At 48.2% G+C, this 17,281-nt stretch carries 19 protein-coding genes; 7 read left to right on the top strand and 12 right to left on the bottom strand.

Features of this window, described 5'->3' with window-relative positions; all coding sequences use genetic code 11:
* Nucleotides 1-2 precede the first annotated feature (2 nt).
* The 9 genes from rseB to mobA all read right to left on the bottom strand — a co-directional run bounded on the left by rseB (nt 3) and on the right by mobA (nt 8,213).
* Nucleotides 3-959, bottom strand: coding sequence for a sigma-E factor regulatory protein RseB (rseB, locus tag BN3349_RS08485; protein WP_040976892.1), 957 nt, complete (start codon nt 957-959; stop codon nt 3-5).
* A 79-nt stretch (nt 960-1,038) separates the two neighbouring features.
* Nucleotides 1,039-1,623 carry a sigma-E factor negative regulatory protein gene (locus BN3349_RS08480; RefSeq protein ID WP_040976891.1) on the bottom strand — a complete coding sequence of 195 codons (585 nt, stop codon included), beginning with the start codon at nt 1,621-1,623 and terminating at the stop codon, nt 1,039-1,041.
* 44 nt (nt 1,624-1,667) lie between these two features.
* Nucleotides 1,668-2,243 (bottom strand): RNA polymerase sigma factor RpoE, encoded by a 576-nt coding sequence (gene rpoE / locus BN3349_RS08475; protein WP_040976890.1) that lies wholly within the window; start codon nt 2,241-2,243, stop codon nt 1,668-1,670.
* A gap of 109 nt (nt 2,244-2,352) precedes the next feature.
* Entirely contained in the window at nt 2,353-2,607 is a 255-nt protein-coding gene (locus tag BN3349_RS08470; protein WP_040976889.1) for an FAD assembly factor SdhE, read from the bottom strand.
* Between the two features lie 118 nt (nt 2,608-2,725).
* The gene (locus BN3349_RS08465) at nt 2,726-4,411 is read right to left on the bottom strand and encodes a fructose-specific PTS transporter subunit EIIC (RefSeq protein WP_040976888.1); all 1,686 of its coding nucleotides are present in this window, start codon (nt 4,409-4,411) and stop codon (nt 2,726-2,728) included.
* Nucleotides 4,412-4,417: 6 nt separating this feature from the next.
* The gene (gene fruK / locus BN3349_RS08460) at nt 4,418-5,359 is read right to left on the bottom strand and encodes a 1-phosphofructokinase (RefSeq protein ID WP_040976887.1); all 942 of its coding nucleotides are present in this window, start codon (nt 5,357-5,359) and stop codon (nt 4,418-4,420) included.
* Nucleotides 5,360-5,369: 10 nt separating this feature from the next.
* Nucleotides 5,370-6,887: a fused PTS fructose transporter subunit IIA/HPr protein gene (gene fruB, locus BN3349_RS08455; protein ID WP_040976886.1), complete on the bottom strand. Its 1,518-nt coding sequence runs from the start codon at nt 6,885-6,887 to the stop codon at nt 5,370-5,372.
* Nucleotides 6,888-7,032: 145 nt separating this feature from the next.
* Complete coding sequence (locus tag BN3349_RS08450) at nt 7,033-7,551, bottom strand: HI_0449 family lipoprotein (RefSeq protein WP_040976885.1); 519 nt, start codon at nt 7,549-7,551, stop codon at nt 7,033-7,035.
* 92 nt (nt 7,552-7,643) lie between these two features.
* The gene (gene mobA / locus BN3349_RS08445; RefSeq protein WP_040976884.1) at nt 7,644-8,213 is read right to left on the bottom strand and encodes a molybdenum cofactor guanylyltransferase MobA; all 570 of its coding nucleotides are present in this window, start codon (nt 8,211-8,213) and stop codon (nt 7,644-7,646) included.
* Between the two features lie 63 nt (nt 8,214-8,276).
* On the opposite strand from mobA, the gene BN3349_RS08440 reads away from it, so the two are divergent.
* The 5 genes from BN3349_RS08440 (at nt 8,277) to BN3349_RS08420 (ending at nt 11,529) form a co-directional block, all read left to right on the top strand.
* Nucleotides 8,277-8,543: a YihD family protein gene (locus BN3349_RS08440; RefSeq protein ID WP_040976883.1), complete on the top strand. Its 267-nt coding sequence runs from the start codon at nt 8,277-8,279 to the stop codon at nt 8,541-8,543.
* A 19-nt stretch (nt 8,544-8,562) separates the two neighbouring features.
* Complete coding sequence (dsbA, locus tag BN3349_RS08435; RefSeq protein ID WP_040976910.1) at nt 8,563-9,195, top strand: thiol:disulfide interchange protein DsbA; 633 nt, start codon at nt 8,563-8,565, stop codon at nt 9,193-9,195.
* A 73-nt stretch (nt 9,196-9,268) separates the two neighbouring features.
* Nucleotides 9,269-9,598 (top strand): MaoP family protein, encoded by a 330-nt coding sequence (locus BN3349_RS08430; RefSeq protein WP_040976882.1) that lies wholly within the window; start codon nt 9,269-9,271, stop codon nt 9,596-9,598.
* Nucleotides 9,599-9,676: 78 nt separating this feature from the next.
* Nucleotides 9,677-10,771 (top strand): tRNA (uridine(54)-C5)-methyltransferase TrmA, encoded by a 1,095-nt coding sequence (gene trmA, locus BN3349_RS08425; protein WP_040976881.1) that lies wholly within the window; start codon nt 9,677-9,679, stop codon nt 10,769-10,771.
* Nucleotides 10,753-11,529, top strand: coding sequence for a class I SAM-dependent methyltransferase (locus BN3349_RS08420; RefSeq protein WP_040976880.1), 777 nt, complete (start codon nt 10,753-10,755; stop codon nt 11,527-11,529). Before trmA ends, BN3349_RS08420 begins: the two co-directional genes overlap by 19 nt.
* A gap of 126 nt (nt 11,530-11,655) precedes the next feature.
* Here BN3349_RS08420 and lptD read toward each other — a convergent pair whose 3' ends face one another.
* The gene (lptD, locus tag BN3349_RS08415) at nt 11,656-13,998 is read right to left on the bottom strand and encodes an LPS assembly protein LptD (protein WP_040976879.1); all 2,343 of its coding nucleotides are present in this window, start codon (nt 13,996-13,998) and stop codon (nt 11,656-11,658) included.
* Between the two features lie 66 nt (nt 13,999-14,064).
* Nucleotides 14,065-14,622 carry a DNA-3-methyladenine glycosylase I gene (locus BN3349_RS08410; protein WP_040976878.1) on the bottom strand — a complete coding sequence of 186 codons (558 nt, stop codon included), beginning with the start codon at nt 14,620-14,622 and terminating at the stop codon, nt 14,065-14,067.
* Nucleotides 14,623-14,810: 188 nt separating this feature from the next.
* On the opposite strand from BN3349_RS08410, the gene tal reads away from it, so the two are divergent.
* Together tal and BN3349_RS08400 are read left to right on the top strand one after the other, a co-directional pair.
* Nucleotides 14,811-15,764 (top strand): transaldolase, encoded by a 954-nt coding sequence (gene tal / locus BN3349_RS08405; protein ID WP_040976877.1) that lies wholly within the window; start codon nt 14,811-14,813, stop codon nt 15,762-15,764.
* A gap of 240 nt (nt 15,765-16,004) precedes the next feature.
* On the top strand, nt 16,005-16,655 hold the full coding sequence (locus tag BN3349_RS08400; protein WP_040976876.1) for a YagU family protein: 651 nt from the start codon (nt 16,005-16,007) through the stop codon (nt 16,653-16,655).
* Nucleotides 16,656-16,828: 173 nt separating this feature from the next.
* Here BN3349_RS08400 and BN3349_RS08395 read toward each other — a convergent pair.
* Nucleotides 16,829-17,281 (bottom strand): YadA C-terminal domain-containing protein (locus BN3349_RS08395; RefSeq protein ID WP_040976875.1); only part of this gene is annotated, 453 nt, incomplete at its 5' end.

Genomic DNA, 17,281 nt, shown 5'->3' with positions numbered 1-17,281 from the left:
GCTTATTTTAATTGAATGTCCTGCACGATTCGTTTAGCGGTGGAGATCGGCAATTGACCGATAAATGTCAGTTCTTTACCTTCTCGAGTTTCACTGTAAAAAGTCAGCGGTCCTTGTTTCCAGGCATTTTCCGCCTCATTCGGGATAATCGTGTTGGCGCTGTACAAAGTGAACGAAAATAGCCCGTCGCTGTATAACTGGGTTTCTATGGTGACATCGCCGTCTTTTTGTTGTCCGCTGGTAATCAGTTTAAAGCCATTCGGCACCCAGCTTGGGCGCCAACTTAATTTTACCTCAGCGGATTTTTTACTGATCTGTTCGTTCAGTAACGGTGGAAACACGATATTGTTGAGATAATTTGACAGTTCGTTCAAACCATCGCCCACATACAGATTGACCACTCGAAACTGTTCCAGCAGGTTGCCTTCTCTGTCCAACATATCGCTGCGCAATAGCAGGTGATTCTGTTCGTCGATAAAAACCAAATATTGATAACGGAAGTCGTCTTTCGGCAGAATGCGCAGGGTTTGCACCACATGATCCGCCACGCGGTTGCGCCCGATATTGATGAAATCGTAGTATTTGGTTAGATTATCCAGGTTGCTGTACAGAATTGACGGCAAGCTGTCGATGATATTGCTGCCGGTAATGGAAAATGCCTGATAATTGGGCTGAAAATAACTGATTAGACTATCTCGCTGAATAATTTCCTGCGGCACGCCGTCCAGTGTGATGAGCTGGGCATAGGTTTTGCCGTCGGCATTGAGATGACGGTAACGTAGAGATTCCATATTAATCGGTGTGGTCTGCACAAAGGCAATTTCATAATTCAGCTGCTCTTTGGCGGCGTGCATTTTCTCCAGCAGCTGTTTCGGCTCAAGGGCTTCTTGCGCAGACAGGGTAACTGAAAACATCAAGGTAAAGAAAAGTGCGGTGATTTTGGGAGATATTTTTAACATCGTATATCAATATAACCGTTATAGTTAAAATAAATTCACCACCAAAAATGGTGGTGAATATTCCGACAGCTGAAACAAATTATTTGCTGTTATCGTTGCGCAGACTCAAATCATCGGCATAAACACGGCGTTGTAATTCATAATTCTGTAACATGGCGCCGATACGTTTGTTTTTCTGCTCCAGTTGATCAGAGGTGACCACATCCTTGCTTGGCGCATTATAGCTGACCTCCTGCACCGAATCGTTAAACGGCAAAGTTTGCAACACCGGTGTATCCGGTGCGTCTTTTGTGCCACTGGCGTTGTTAAAACTCTGTACGCCGATAACCGCCACCAGACAAACTCCGGCGGCGACCGCAACCTGTACCATCGGTGCGAACCATGCTCTCAGTTTTTGTGCGAACGGTGATTTTTCGACCTCTTCGACTGTTGGTTGGGCAACCAGCGGTTCGGTAGCCTGTCGCTCTTCCTGCTCAATCAGCGCTTCCATTTTGGCGGTGAAGTCTGCGCCCAACAGCACTTCGGTTTCCTGACGCATGACCGAACGAATGGTGTGATATGCCGCCCAAGATTTTTGTAAATCCGCATCGCGGCAAAGTTCGTCGGTCAATTCGTTACTTACCTGTTCACCGTCAATGTATGCTGAAAGTAACTCTTTTTGCATATTAAACTCCAAAGTCTGGTTTTGTCTGTTACGCTGTTTTCGTTTTAACGCTGAAGAAACGGGCGGATTTTGCTTTCGATAATTTCCCGAGCTCTAAAGATACGGGAACGCACCGTGCCCACCGGGCAATCCATAATACCTGCAATCTCTTCATAACTTAACCCTTCAATTTCCCGCAGGGTAATGGCGGTTCTTAAATCTTCCTGCAATCCGTGAATGGTATCGAATACAATTTTTTTCAGTTCGCCGGATAGCATTTCATTTTCGGGCGTATCCACATCCCTTAAGTTCGTACCCACATCATAGGTTTCCGCCTCTTCTGCCAGAATATCTTCATTCGGCGGTCGACGCCCTTGCGCGGTTAAATAATTCTTTGCAGTATTGACTGCGATTCGATATAGCCAAGTGTAGAAAGCGCTGTCGCCGCGGAAAGAATCTATTGAGCGATATGCCTTAATAAACGATTCTTGCACAACATCGGGAATATCATTTTGTGAAACATATCGGGTCAGTAACCCGGCAACTTTATTCTGATAACGCGATACCAACAAATTGAACGCTTTCTTATCTCCCTGCTGCACCCTTTCTACCAAAGCCTGATCCGTTAGCTGTTCAGCCATATAACCTCTTATATCACCTCTAACAAGCCTTAATATAAAGACAGCAAGCTCTTGCAGTTAGTTAGAGAATGTAAACTGTAAAAAGTTCAATCTTTTTTGTAAAGATCGACTAATGCGTTAAATTTAATTTTTCCTGTATATAGGTCACCATTTGCCGTAATTCAAGGTCAGGCGCCGGCACCCGATTGAAAAACCATGAGAACAGCTGTAAGTCGGTGGCGGTTAACAGGCGCAGGAAAACGTCTTTTTTTTCATCCGCTAAATCGTCGAAATGGTGTTGGAAGAACGGCATAATCACTTTATCCAGCTCCAGCATCCCGCGCCGACAATCCCATTCAATCCGAAATTTATTATATTTATCCATTCTTTTTCCTTTGTGAGGCAAACGCGCTAATAGTAACAACGACGGCGTAACCTGTAAATATTCAGGAAAAATAAACCCGACGATAAGCCGGGTTTATTCAGAAAAGTGCGGTGGTTTTTTAGGCGATTTTCGGTTTGATGATTGAATAAATTACACCGGTTACCACTGCGCCGATTGCAATCGCTGCCAGATACATTAACGGCTGCGAAACGAACGGAATCACGAATAACCCGCCGTGCGGCGCCTGTAACGTAATGCCCAAGCCTAATGAAATCGCGCCGGCAGTTGCGCCGCCGATAATGCTCGATACGATCACGCGGATAGGATCCGCCGCCACAAACGGCAATGCGCCCTCAGAGATAAAGCATAACCCTAAAACAAAAGAGGCTTTGCCGGCGTCACGCTGGTTAACGGTAAATTTACGGCGCGCCAGCAGCGTTGCGATGGTCATGCCGATTGGCGGTACCATACCGGCTGCCATCACCGCCGCCATCGGAGTATAAACGCCGGAGGCGATTAAGCCGGTACCGAACGTGTAGGCCGCTTTATTGACCGGACCGCCCATGTCCACACACATCATTGCACCGAGGATGACACCCAGTGACACCGCATTAACCTGTCCCATAGTGTTGAGCCAGTTCACCAGCGCGTCCATCAAGGCTTTCACCGGCGGGTTGATAATATATACCATGGCCAGCCCGACAATGGCGGAACCCAGCAACGGCAGGATTAAAATCGGTTTGAGTGAGCTGAGACTCGGCGACAGGTGAATGCTGTCGTTTAGTAATTTCACCACATAGCCCGCCAGAAAACCGGCGATAATTCCGCCCAAAATCCCTGCACCCGCCGTAGTAGCAAGCATACCGCCGATAAGACCGACCGCCAGCCCCGGACGATCCGCGATTGAAAACGCCACGTAACCGGCGAATACCGCGATCATCAGGTGGAATGCCGCACCGCCGCCGATCTCCATTAACGCAGTCGGTAAACCGCCGGCAATATTCGGATCTTTAAAGGCTTCAATCCCGAACATAAAGGAAATGGCGATCAGTAAACCGCCCGCCACAACTAACGGCAACATGTGAGAAACGCCGGTCATTAAGTGACGGTAAAGTCCTTTTTTCTCTTGCGTGCTGTTTTCACTTTCGCTCTTCACCGCTGATTGCGCGGCGCCGTTGTAGATTTGTGCTTCGCTAAAGGCTTTTGCGAATTCCTGTGCAGTTTTTTTCAATGCCAGACCGGTTGAGGTACGATACATCGGTTTACCGCTGAATTTACTTAAGTCCACATCAATATCGGCGGCGACAAAGACCAGATCCGCCGCGGCGATTTCTTGCGCCGAAACCGGATTACCGACACCCACCTGACCGCGGGTTTCCACTTTGATATTCCAGCCCTGTGCTTTGGCGTAAGTTTCAATCGCCTCTGCCGACATAAACGTATGCGCTACGCCGGTCGGGCAGGCAGTGACCGCCACGATGTTTTTCACTCCGCTAGCGGAAGCTGCGCCGGAATTGACCGCACTTTCGGCGCTTGGCGCAGTATAATCTACGGCTTCAGTCAATGCCTGGCGCACGCACGCTTCCGGCGCACTGAAAGCCTGCTGCGGATCGGCGACAAAGACCTTTTTGCCCGCTAATTGCGGGTTATTCGCCATACCGCCGAAACTGATAGCTAACTCCGCCTGCGCAGCATCTTCAACAATCTGATGACCCTGCTGTTGTGCCGCGGTGGCGACGGTTTGTCGGAGTAAAAATGCTTTTGCATTACCGATATTGGCTGCGTTGGTAAGAAAAATGTTCATTGAAATTTACCCTTCGATTAATTTGATCTGTACGTCGTTTAAAATTGGCGTTAATAATGCCGGATCGCTGACTCCGACATTACTTTGCGACACCGCGAACGCGGACACCGCACTGGCAAAGGCGAGCGTTTCCTGCGGCGCAAGTTGCTTACTGAACCCGTAGATTAGACCGGCAACCATAGAATCGCCAGCCCCCACGGTGCTGACAACATTTTTACATTTCGGTGGGCGGGCTTGAATGATAGCCTTGTCGCTTAACCATAAAGAACCTTCCGCCCCCATGGAAATAATCACATTAGCGATGCCTTGCGCTTTCAGTTTCTTGGCTGCCGCGATAATATCCGCAAGGGTCGGCAGCGAATGTCCGATCCAAGCCTCCAATTCGCGATGATTCGGTTTAACCAGCCAAGGATTAGCCTGCAAACCGGCGGTGAGTGCTTGATTACTGCTGTCCAGCACCACTTTTACGCCGGCGTCATGCAGTTGCTGTAACCAGTCGGCGAACTGTTGCGGCGAAACACCATGGGGTAGACTGCCACATACCGCAATAATGTCGTAATTTCGGCAATAGCTCAGTGAATCCCGTACGAACGCCTGCCAATCTGCCGCGTCGATTTGATAACCGGAAAAATTCAAATCTGTTACATCGGCTTCGGTTTCGGTAATTTTGACATTAATCCGGGTTTTGCCAGCAACGCGGTGGAATTTATCTTCCAGCCCGAGGCGGCTGAACATGGCTTCAAAATCTCCCTGATTGTCTTGCCCCAGAAAACCGCCGACCGCAACGTCCAGCCCTAAATCTTTCAGAACTTTTGCCACATTAATGCCTTTGCCCGCCGGGAACAAGCCGAGCGTTTCTACGCTGTTGACTTCGCCGCGTTCAATACGTTTAAGGCGACCGACCAAGTCATAAGCGGTATTTAACGTAATTGTTGCAACTGTTGCCATAGCCTGCTCCTTATTCGCCTAAGCCGGCATTAATTGCCGCACCGATACCGTCGATGGCTTTTTGCGCCTCTTCACCGCTTGCAACAAAACGCAGTCGATGTCCTTTCACCACGCCGAGTGCGACGATTTTCATCAAGCTTTTGGCGCTGACTAGCGGACCTTCGCGATCCAAATTCTGCACCGCTACGGAAGCATTATATTTTTTCACCTCATTCACCAGCATAGCAGCGGGGCGCGCATGTAGACCGTGTTCATTGTTAATCACGAACACGCCTTCTACGCTATCTGACGGCACATCTTCCGCCTGTTCTACAGCAGCGGCGGTTTGAATCGGCTGCTGTGCCGTCTCAATCGTATCTGCCTGCTGCGGCGGCACGGCCGAGACTGCTTCGCCCAACCCGTCTGCAATCACTTTGCCGATCGCTTCAACCGCCAGTAGGGCGTCTTCGCCTTCCGCCACAAAGCGCAGGCGATGACCTTGCGTGACGCCTAACGCGACGATTTTCATCAGACTTTTGGCGCTCACCGCAGCAGTTTGGCGGCTGAGATTTTCAACGGTGATTTTAGCATTGAATTTTTTGACTTCATTGACCAGTACTGCCGCCGGACGAGCATGTAAACCGTGTTCGTTGCGAATGGTGAATGTTCCGGTGACTGTGCCGGCCGGCGCTGTTGCGGTGGTTTCTGGCGTGACGTTTGTTGCCGGTTGCGACGTACCGTTTAACGCCGCGACAATTTGTTCGACACTGCCGGTTAACAATGCTTGCTGCACTTGTGCGTCTAATAAGCGCAACAACGTCGGGTTAATCTGATCATTTAGGGCGGCAACGGTTAAAACGCCTCGTACGGGTTTGCCGTTGTTGTCAAACGATGTGTTCGGACGGCTGAATGCCAGTGCGTTTTTTTCATTGCCGGCTACCGCATCGCTTAGCCATAAGCCGTTACCTAACGGCAAGGCGGGAGTGCCGATCACTTCGGAAACGAAGTGATTATTTACCGCACTTTGTGCTTGCAGTTTGCCGGCGTTGATTGCCACAAGGGTGAGCAGACTTTGTGTTTCTACATTCAGACTAAGATCGTCCGGCTGGACGCCGAATGCCTGTTCGCCGGTCAGAATGGCGCGGAATTGACCGACATCCTGCAAGGTAGCGAGTTTTGCCGCGGTGTCTTCGTCGCCTAATACGTGAGTTAACTGACGCAGCAGCGCTAAATGTTCGTCGGAACGGGCGGCAATCCCGATAACGATGTAAGCGGTATTGCCTTCGCCCCATTCAATGCCCTGCGGGAACTGAAAAACCTGAACGCCGGTATTTTTTACCATGGAACGGGTATTTACTGTACCGTGCGGAATGGCGATGCCGTTACCCAGATAAGTGGATGTTTGCGTTTCGCGTTCCAGCATGCCTTGTAAGTAACCGCTTTCCACGTAACCGGCTTGTTCTAATGCTTGTGCCGCCAGTTCAATCGCCTGCTGTTTGTTGCTTGCCTGTGCAGATAAATGAATGTTATCTTCGGGTAAATTAAACATTCCTTCTCCTTATGTGTGTCTATGGTTTTAGGTTGACTGAAATGCGGATAAATAAATTTATAAGCAAAAACCTTTCAGCCTATGATTAAAAATAGAAAGCTGTTGATATGATAGGCATGACATCAACAGCTTTTTTATGTCCTGATTATTTGCCGGTGCACAACCGCAGGATTTGTTCGCTGCCTTGCACGATATATTCGTCGTTTTCCGACCGCACTTTATTGTGTTGTAAATCCAGCATGGCGTCGTAAATCCCTTGCGTTGCGCTTGGCTGATCAATGTGGCGCCAGCAGTCGGTGCTCAGGCGGTTAAAGTTGTTTTGCAGTTCCGAGGCAAACACCACGCCGCTGTAATAGGCGTAAATATTGCTATCATGCCCGCCCTGGTACAGATTGGCTTTGACTTTGTCGATCGGCACTAAAATGCGTCCGAGATACCAATCGTTAGCGCCGCTGGCGAAAGAGTTGACGTCGTAATCCTGATTAACGCGGCCTGAGTAAGTTTCCACTGTGGCGGCATAGGCTGTGGCATAGGATTTTTGATCGATTTGATCTTTATCTAAATTGATGACGGGTTTTTTGTCACCCATAAACGGAATATAAGAGGAAACGGAACATGCAGAAAGCACGGCAACCATTAACACGATGGACAATTTCTTAAACATATTGGTCTTCCCGATTGAAAATCATGCCGAGCATTATACTGATTATAGGGGCGATAAAAAAGCAAAAATGTACTACCGTTATGTGAGCTGCATCACCTTTCCAGATCCGCGGTGGTATTTATATTGGTGAAGGCGGTTGGCTGTTGGCTGAAATCCACCGCTTGCGCGTCGTTTTCGCGCAGAAATTGCAATATCCGACGATGTCCGCGGCGCAGATAAGCCTCTAATTTGTCTTTCAAGGCGACGGCAAGCAGACAGCAGGTGGGGTGTTCGCGTTCACCGTCATGGGCGTAGGCGGCAAAAACGTGCGATTTTTCCACCGCACTTTGCAGCTTTATGCGCAGATCCGCCGGCAGAAAAGGCGTATCGCAGGGCACGAACAGCACAAATTCAGTGTGCGCCCGCTCCAACGCGGTCAGCATGCCGCTTAACGGTCCCTGAAAACCCGGCAGTCGGTCGGCAAAAACCGGCAGCCCGCTTGCGCGGTAGCGTTGCCGATTGCGATTGGCGTTAAGGGAAATGTCCTCGACTTGAGCGGACAGACGGCGATAAACGTGCATAAACAGCGGTTCGCCGCGAAACAGCTGCAACCCTTTGTCGGCGCCGCCCATGCGTGTCGCCCGTCCGCCGGCTAAAATTACCGCACTAATTGTGATTGCCATGTTTTATTCTCATCGTAATTCAAGTATGATCGGGAAGATTTTGCACATAATAAGGAAAACTTTATGAAATGTCATCGTTTGCACGAAGTGTTGGAACTTCTACAACCCTACTGGTCTAACGATCCGGATTTGCATTTAATCCAGATTTTGCAGAAAATCGCCGCGGAAGCCGGTTTTGATAAACCCGTTTCAGAGTTGACCGACGAGGTGATCATTTATCATCTGAAAATGTACGGTAAAGATAAAAGCGAACCCATTCCGGGAATCAAAAAAGACTATGAAGACGATTTTAAAACCGCGCTATTAAAAGCGCGCGGCATTCTTAAATAAATAAGGACATAATCTCATGATCAAAAAATTTCTTTTTGCATTAACATCATTGTTATTTATCGCCAATGCGCAGGCATTGGATTTAACGGAAGGCAAACAATATATCGCGCTGAATACGGAGCGTTCGTTGCAGCCAGAAGTGGTGGAGTTTTTCTCTTTTTATTGCCCGCACTGTTATTCCTTTGAGATGGAATACGGCATTCCGCAAAAAGTGAAAGACGCCTTACCAGAAGGCACGAAGTTTAAACAATATCATGTTACCTTCTTGGGCTTTCAGTCTGAAAATTTAACCCGCGCGTGGGCGTTGGCGATGGCGCTGGGGGTTGAAGATAAAGTAAAAGCGCCGTTGTTTGAAGCTGCCAAAAAAGCGGTGGCGGACAGAGATCAATCCGCACCTTCACAAGATGCGGTACGTAAGATCTTTTTGGATAACGGCGTAACCGCAGAACAGTTTGACGGCGGTATCAACAGTTTTGCGGTAAACGGTTTGGTGAATCAACAGGTTAAACTGGCGGAGAAATTACAAGTGCATGGCGTGCCGGATTTCTACGTAAACGGCAAGTTCCGCGTTAATCCGGAAGGTTTAACCCGCAGCGCGGACGGTTTTGTGCAGGAATATGTGGAAACTGTCAAGGCTTTGCTGCAAAAATAACAAAAAAATTGCAAAAACGGTAAAAAATTGGTTTAATGCCTGCCGTTTTTACTACTGATAATTTGAGGATATTATGGCTGAAAGTTTTAGCGTTACCCGTCGTTTTTTTGACGACAAGCATTACCCGCGCGGTTTCGCACGCCACGGTGATTACACCATTAAAGAATCTCAGGCACTGGAACAGTACGGTCAGGCGTTTAAAGCCTTGGAGCTGGGCGAACGCAAACCGGTTACCGAAGAAGAAAAAGCTTTTGTGGCATTCTGTCAGGGCAAGCGTCCGGCAGAAACCTTCTTTGAAAAAACGTGGAATAAATATCGCTCCCGCATTTCCAGCACCAAGCGCGTCTATACCTTGTCCGGCGTGGTTGGCGCGGATAATCTGGACGACTTTTCTGCGGAATAAAGAGCGCATTACACAGACTAAGGGCTTGAGCATTTCAAGCCTTTTGTTTTTTTATATTAGCAACTGTTGATAATTTTCATGCAAACTTTACCGATTGACGAATATACCGCGCTATTGGCGGAAAAACACAAAAAACTGACCGCACTTTTAGCGCCTTTTGATCCGCCGGAGATCGAGGTGTTTGACTCGCCGCCGCAACATTATCGTATGCGCGCGGAGTTTAGAGTGTGGCACGATAACGACGATCTGTACCACATTATGTTTGATCCACAAACTCGGCGGCGTTGTCGCATCGACAACTTTCCCGTCGCATCCCGTTTGATCAATCGCATGATGCAAGCGCTTGTGCCGCGCCTAAAAGCGCAAGAGGTGCTGCGCTGGCGTTTGTTTCAGATTGATTATCTCAGCACCTTAAGCAACAAGATTATTGTCAGTCTGCTTTATCACAAGCCACTGGATCAGACATGGCTACAGGCGGCAACAGAGCTGAAAATGGATTTGCAACAACAGGGATTTGCCGTTGAACTGATTGGACGTGCCAGCAAGCAGAAACTTTGTTTACATCAGGATTTTATTGACGAAGTGCTGACCGTCAACGGCAAAGATTATATTTATCGGCAGGTGGAAAACAGCTTTACCCAACCCAATGCGGCGGTGAACGGCAAAATGCTGCAATGGGCGCAAGCCTGCACACGCCACAGTCAGGGCGATTTGCTGGAATTATATTGTGGCAACGGCAACTTTTCCATTGCGCTGGCGCACAATTTTCGTCGGGTGCTGGCAACGGAAATTGCCAAGTCTTCGGTTGCGGCGGCGCAATTTAATATTGCGGCAAACGGCATTGATAATTTGCAGATTATCCGCATGTCGGCGGAAGAATTTACCCAAGCGATGAACGGTGTGCGCGCGTTTAATCGTTTGCAGGGGATTAATCTGCGGGATTATCAATGCAGCACGATTTTGGTGGATCCGCCGCGCGCCGGGTTGGATGCCGGCACGCTGGCGCTGGTAAGCCATTATGAGCGCATTTTGTATATTTCCTGCAATCCTGACAGCCTGTGCGAAAATTTACGCACTTTATGCCGTACACACCGCATTGAAAAAGCGGCGTTGTTCGATCAATTTCCTTATACCGATCATATGGAAAGCGGCGTATGGCTGATCAAAAAATAGCGATTCAACTGCGTTGTGAAACCGAAAACCGCGAAAATTTCACCGCACTTTGTGCGCAAAATGGGCTGATTCATGATTCGCGCAGTCAGCTGGCGCTGGTGCAATGCGAGGTCAACGGTGACGCGCGTTTGGAGTTGCGCCGACTGGACGAACCGAAACTGGGGGCGGTCTATGTGGATTTTGTCGGCGGTGTGCTGGCTCATCGGCGTAAATTCGGCGGCGGGCGTGGTGAAGCCATTGCTAAAGCGGTGGGAATCAAAAAAGATTATATGCCGACGGTGATTGATGCGACCGCAGGGCTGGGGCGCGATGCTTTTGTATTGGCTGCCATCGGCTGCCACGTGCGTTTGCTGGAGCGTCATCCGGTGGTCTATTTGTTGTTACAAGACGGTTTGCGACGCGCTTATCAGGATGCGGAAATCGGGACGATGATGCGGCACAATATGCACTTGCTGCCGCGCGGGCATATTGCGGCGCTCGATCCTGTCGCCGATTGCGCTGATGTCGTGTATTTGGATCCGATGTATCCGCATAAACCGAAAAGTGCCTTGGTGAAAAAAGAAATGCGCCTTTTTCAGCATTTGGTCGGCGCAGACGACGATGCAGATCAATTACTGCTGCCGGCGCTGCGTTTGGCGCGTCGACGCGTAGTGGTGAAACGCTCCGATTATGCCGATTTTCTTGCGCAAAAAGCACCGCACTTTAGCCGCGAGACTAAAAATCACCGTTTTGATATTTATTTGCATCAGGCGGAATAGTGTTGCCGGCGAATCTTATTTAGAGAGGTTAGCGCAAAAAGAAAAGTGCGGTCGGTTTTTTGTGTTTTTCGGCAGTGCCTATCGGCTAAAACGGCGGATGAGTATTCCGCCGTTTTTGTTTGCCGCTTATAGGCTGAACGGTTGAATATAAGGCAGTTTGCCTTTTTTCAGCATGTCTTCGATGCCACTGCGGTGATCGTTGCCCAAACCGCGCAGCTCAAAGGTGAAACCGATGCCGTGATCGTATAACACTTCGTCATCCTTTTGATTGGTGCGGCTGGTGACATAGCGTCTTACCCCAACACCGACTGCCCAGCAGCAGGCGTTATATTGTACGCCGAGATATTGTTCCACTGGTTTTTTCAGTGCCAGATCCTGATAATAACGTCCGACCACTGCCCAGTTATCGGTCACTTCCCACGCGGCAACGACACCGAGCTGTTTAATATCCTGATTATAGCGGTTAATGCTGGAGGTCAGGTTTTGGTCGATATAAGCCTGACTAGCATAACGGTAATTCAGCTGCACCAGATTGTTGCCCTGCGGGTTAAATTCCAGCGTGGTATTGGCCAGCGAGGTTTGGTTCAGGCTGGTGTCGTATTGATAGCTGCCGCGCCAATTCCATTGTGGTGAGATACGCCAATTTGATTCCAGCGCCCAAGAAGACGATGAACCGTGCGTGCTGTTCTGGGCGTCGTCATCAATGCGGGAATCGCGGATATAGTAAATTTGCCCCAGTGACAGGTTAAAGCGTTCATTGGCTTGTTGGTCATAAAAACGAGTGGTACCGCCGACAGTGAACTGGTTGGCGGAGGCGATACGGTCAAGGCCGCTGTAACGGCGGTCACGGAATAACGAATAATAATCCTGTTGCAGCAAGACGGAATCATAACCGAAGCCCAGATATTGAGAATTTAGTTGAGAACCGATATTGCTTTGGTCTTTGTAAGGGCGATATAAATATTGTACGCGCGGTTCGATGGTCTGGGTGTAGCCGTCGATAAAACTTTGTCGGCTTGCCAACAAGGTTTGTAAATCGACTTTTACTTGCGGCAGTACCCGATTGACGGATCTTTGCACTTCTTCCGCATCGCTTGCGCTGCCTTTAGTCTGATTGTAATGGGTGGCGTACAGTTTGGTTTCAATATTTAAGCTACCATAATGATTGGACAGCGGTAATGTCAGGCTCGGTTCTACGTGAAAACGCCAAGCTTTCGGCATCCGCGAGCTGTCGTTTTCAAAACGTACCGCTTGTGAGAACAGTTTGAAATCCAGTAAGCCGTCCGCCAGATTGTTTTTGTAATAATTAAAATCAATTTGCGGTAAAGCACGGTAAGGCCCGATACTGGCTTCATCAAACACTTGGAACTGTTTTGCCGAAATCGCGAGATTATAATTCGGCTGATAATAGGCGATACGCGCGGTTTGATCGGCATAACCGTCGGTGCTGCTGCCGTAGTCGGAATCAAAATCGTTGAAATAGCGTTTATCGCTGACGCGGGTGTAATTCACATTTAAGCGCCAGTCTTTCAGAAAACGGGAACTGTGCTGCCAGTGGAATAAATGGCGGGAACGGTTGTCGTCGGTAAAGTCTTTATAGCGATCGTCGTTTAAATATTCGCCCGCGATTTTTCCTTCGCCGAGCGCGGTCAAATAACGAAACTCACCGTTCATTTGCCAGCCGCGGTGCGACATGTATTTCGGGGTAATGGTGGCGTCGAAGTTGGGCGCGATGTTCCAGTACACTGGCTGTGAATACCAGTAACCGTCGCGGCTCGAACTGCCAGCATTGGGTATCAATAAGCCGGAACGGCGTCGATCGCCTATCGGCAACTGCAAATAAGGCGTATAGAAAATCGGCACGCCCTGCACTTTAAAACGCGCGTGCCACATTTCCACATATTCTTCCTGAATATATTGGCGCATTTCGCTGGCATCAATTGCCCAAGCATTATCGTTCGGCAGACAGGATGTGAACGTGGCGTTTTTCATCAGTCGGTAATCGCCGCGCAGTTCCACGTGCTCTGCTTTTCCGCGCCCTTGACGGTTCACCAGCTGATAATCGGCGTTTTCAATATCGCTGTCTTTGCTGTTTAAATGAATTTTCGCATTATCGCCGGTCAGGTTGATTAAATTGTCTTTGTAATCGAAACCGCCTTTGGCATACGCATAACGCTGAACGTTATCGCCTTCGCCGGATTGCCGCACTTCCGCAATAGCGGATTGCAGATGACGGTTGCCCTGTTTGATATCCACCCCGCCTTCATAACGTGCGCTGGTGGGCTGGTTGAGTTCCGCGCGATCCGCTTCAATATAAACCGGCTGATCGTTCGGATCGCCTTGAATAACTTCGCCGCTGAAATGCGGTACGCCGATTAAACATTGTTGTTGTAAATCCGCCCGGCTGTGCGCGCTATAGAATGCGGTCAGAACAGACAGCGAAAGCAAGGTGTAATAGTTTCTTTTCATCGGTTAACCGTTTATCCGTGAGGTAAAATTTGCTTGATTATAAAGAAAATTCGGTTAAAAAGCATGTTATTTATGCTTGCAGAAGCAGTCGTTGAGGTGATCGTCTACCAATCCCATCGATTGCATAAATGCATAACAGGTTGTCTCGCCTACAAATACGAAGCCTCTTTTCTTCAGCGCTTTGGACATTAATGCGGAGGTTGGTGTGCGTGTCGGAATGCTGTCTAAATCGGGTCTGTCATTGATTTGCGGCTGATGATTGACAAACGACCAAATAAAATCGCTGAAATTTTCACCGCACTTTTCCATTGCCAGATAAGCCTTGGCATTTTTGATAATTGCTTCCAGCTTGGCGCGGTGGCGGATAAGTCCGGGGTTTTGCATCAGCCGATCAATGTCCTGTTCGTGCATTTGCGCAATTTTGGTCGGCTCAAAGCCATAAAATGCCCGCCGATAATGTTCACGTTTTTTCAGCACCGTAATCCAAGACAATCCCGCTTGCTGACCCTCCAAACAGAGTTTTTCAAATAATTTCAGACTGTCGTATTGCGGTTTGCCCCATTCCTGATCGTGATAGTCCAGATAAATCTGTGCATTTTCGCACCAAGCACAACGTATCGCCATGTTTTACTCCAAATACTGTGATTGAGATCACGGTTATTTTTATCGGCTTCGCCTATGATAAGCGACCTGAAAATCAGACAGCATCTGCCTATTGCTGTTAAAGCCAAAATATCCGTTTCATCATAACAAAGATGTGTTATTGTAATAATCAATTATCCATAATGAAACCATAATCAATGAGGAAAATTATGACCACACAATTAGACGCACTTCGCAGTATGACCGTTGTAGTTGCCGATACCGGTGATATCGACGCTATCAAACAATACCGACCGCAGGATGCCACCACCAATCCTTCATTAATTTTAAGCGCATCCGCCCTGCCGCAATATGCCCCGCTAATCGATGAGGCAATTGCGTATGCAAAAACGCAGAGCCAAGATAAAGCCCAACAGCTGATTGATGCGGAAGATAAACTGGCGGTGAATATCGGTCTAGAAATTCTGAAAATCGTGCCGGGACGGGTTTCTACCGAAGTGGATGCCAGATTGTCGTACAACACCGAGGCGACGGTGGCAAAAGCGCGCAAATTAATTCGTCTTTATAATGAAGCTAGCATCTCAAATGAGCGTATTTTAATCAAAATCGCCTCCACGTGGCAGGGTATCCGCGCGGCGGAAATTCTGGAAAAAGAAGGCATCAACTGTAATCTGACCTTATTATTCTCCGAAGCGCAAGCGCGCGCTTGTGCAGAGGCGGGCGTGTATTTGATTTCACCGTTTGTGGGACGCATTTTGGACTGGTATAAAGCCAATGGCGAGAAAAAAGACTATGCGCCAGCGCAAGATCCGGGCGTGATTTCGGTTACCAAAATCTACAATTACTACAAACAACACGGCTATCAAACCGTGGTGATGGGCGCCAGTTTCCGCAATGTCGGTGAAATTACCGAACTTGCCGGTTGCGACCGATTGACAATTGCGCCGCCGTTACTGAAAGCATTGCAGGAAAATCAAACCGCACTTGAGCGTAAACTGGCCTTTTGTGGCGAGGTGCAGGCTAAACCGCAACCATTAACGGAAAGCGAGTTTTACTGGCAGCATAACAGCGATGCCATGGCGGTGGAAAAACTGGCGGAAGGGATCCGTAAATTCGCCGCTGATCAGGAAAAACTGGAAGCCATGCTGGCGGCAAAATTCTGATTAGCCCCACCGTAAAAGTGCGGTGAAATTTTTCACTGTTTTTTAATCCGCCCCCGAAAGTTGAACGAATTCAATTGATAGGGGCGGGTTTTGCTGTTTTACTACCACCTTCTAGGCAGAAAGCCCTTGACTATTCTAACTGATTGCTTAAGATCAGCACGATTTTTATTAAAATCGTATTATTTATGAGCGCTGTATTACATACAGTCTATTCTTTTCTTTATTGAAATCGGAGTATCTATGTCAGGTTTATTTGTTCAGACCGATCCGGCACGTCGCCGTTACGGCTTGGCTGTGTTTGTCGGTATTATTGCAGGTCTTGTTTCTGCCTTTGTTAAATGGGGTGCAGAACATCCGTTCCCACCGCGCAGTCCAAAAGATTTATTCACCGCCGCCTGTCCGCAGCCAGTGTTGGACGCGCTAAATTCCGCCGCGGATCAAGTTGCCGCACAGGCAGCCGCGCTGGAGCAATGTTCGCGCGCATTTTTAAACCCGCCGCATGTTTTCTTGCGCGATTATCTTGGTATTGATCCCACTCAGGCTGCATTTACCTTTGCCGACTATGGTTTTGACTGGATCGGCGTAACGCATATCACTTTCTCCTTAGTGTTTGCTATCGGCTATTGTTTGGTTGCCGAACGTTTCCCTAAAATCAAATTCTGGCAAGGTATCGGCGCCGGTCTTATTGCCAATTTATGCGTTCACTACATTTCATTCCCGGCATTGGGCTTAACGCCACCGGTGTCTGAATGGCCATGGTATGAGCATGTTTCGGAATTAGTCGGTCATATTTTCTGGTTCTGGACCATTGAAGTGATTCGTCGTGACTTGCGTAACCGCATTACACACGAACCCGACGCCGAAGTGCCGCTGACCCAGCAATTTCGTTAATTGATAAATAAAGGCATACTTTTATATGCTGGCAAAAAAACGCTAAATGTTTTACCGCAGTGGTTTTTATCTACAATTAAACTACCAGTATCCTAGCGGGATACCGGTAGTTTTTTATGCTTGTCTAAGGCTGATTTACTCCTCGTTGATATAAAGCGATATTCTTAGCTGAATTACCATTCAAAGTTTACGCCAGCATTGTAACTAATGCTGCTGCTACTTGGCGTCATCGCAATCCCTGCTTTGGCGGCAACGTTTCGGTTGAAACGATAACCGGTACCGATTGCAAAAGCCGTTTCTGAGTTGTAACCGCCTACCGCTGCACTAAGATTAAATTTACCGATATTATATGGTTGGAACAAGCCAGTTAATGCAGCCTGCGATGCAAAGTTGCGCTGCATTTTCTTCTCAAGTCGATCAACTCGACCTTCCAGATTGCTGATCCGCGCAGTATTTTGTGTCACGCTAGTTTTTAAGTTGTTGTTGAATTTATACAATTCATCAATACGAGTTTTGTTAGTCGCAATGTTTTGGCGGTTTTCTGTGATATTTAGATGATTGTTAACAATCGCGGTTTCCTGTTTTTTGAGTGCAGTTTTATTGGCTGCGATATCGGTTTTATTCTG

The sequence above is a fragment of the Necropsobacter massiliensis genome, from assembly GCF_000827595.2.
Taxonomy (GTDB): domain Bacteria; phylum Pseudomonadota; class Gammaproteobacteria; order Enterobacterales; family Pasteurellaceae; genus Necropsobacter; species Necropsobacter massiliensis.
The sequence above is the reverse complement of the archived record's forward strand: the minus strand, read 5'-3'. Positions and strand labels throughout refer to the sequence as shown.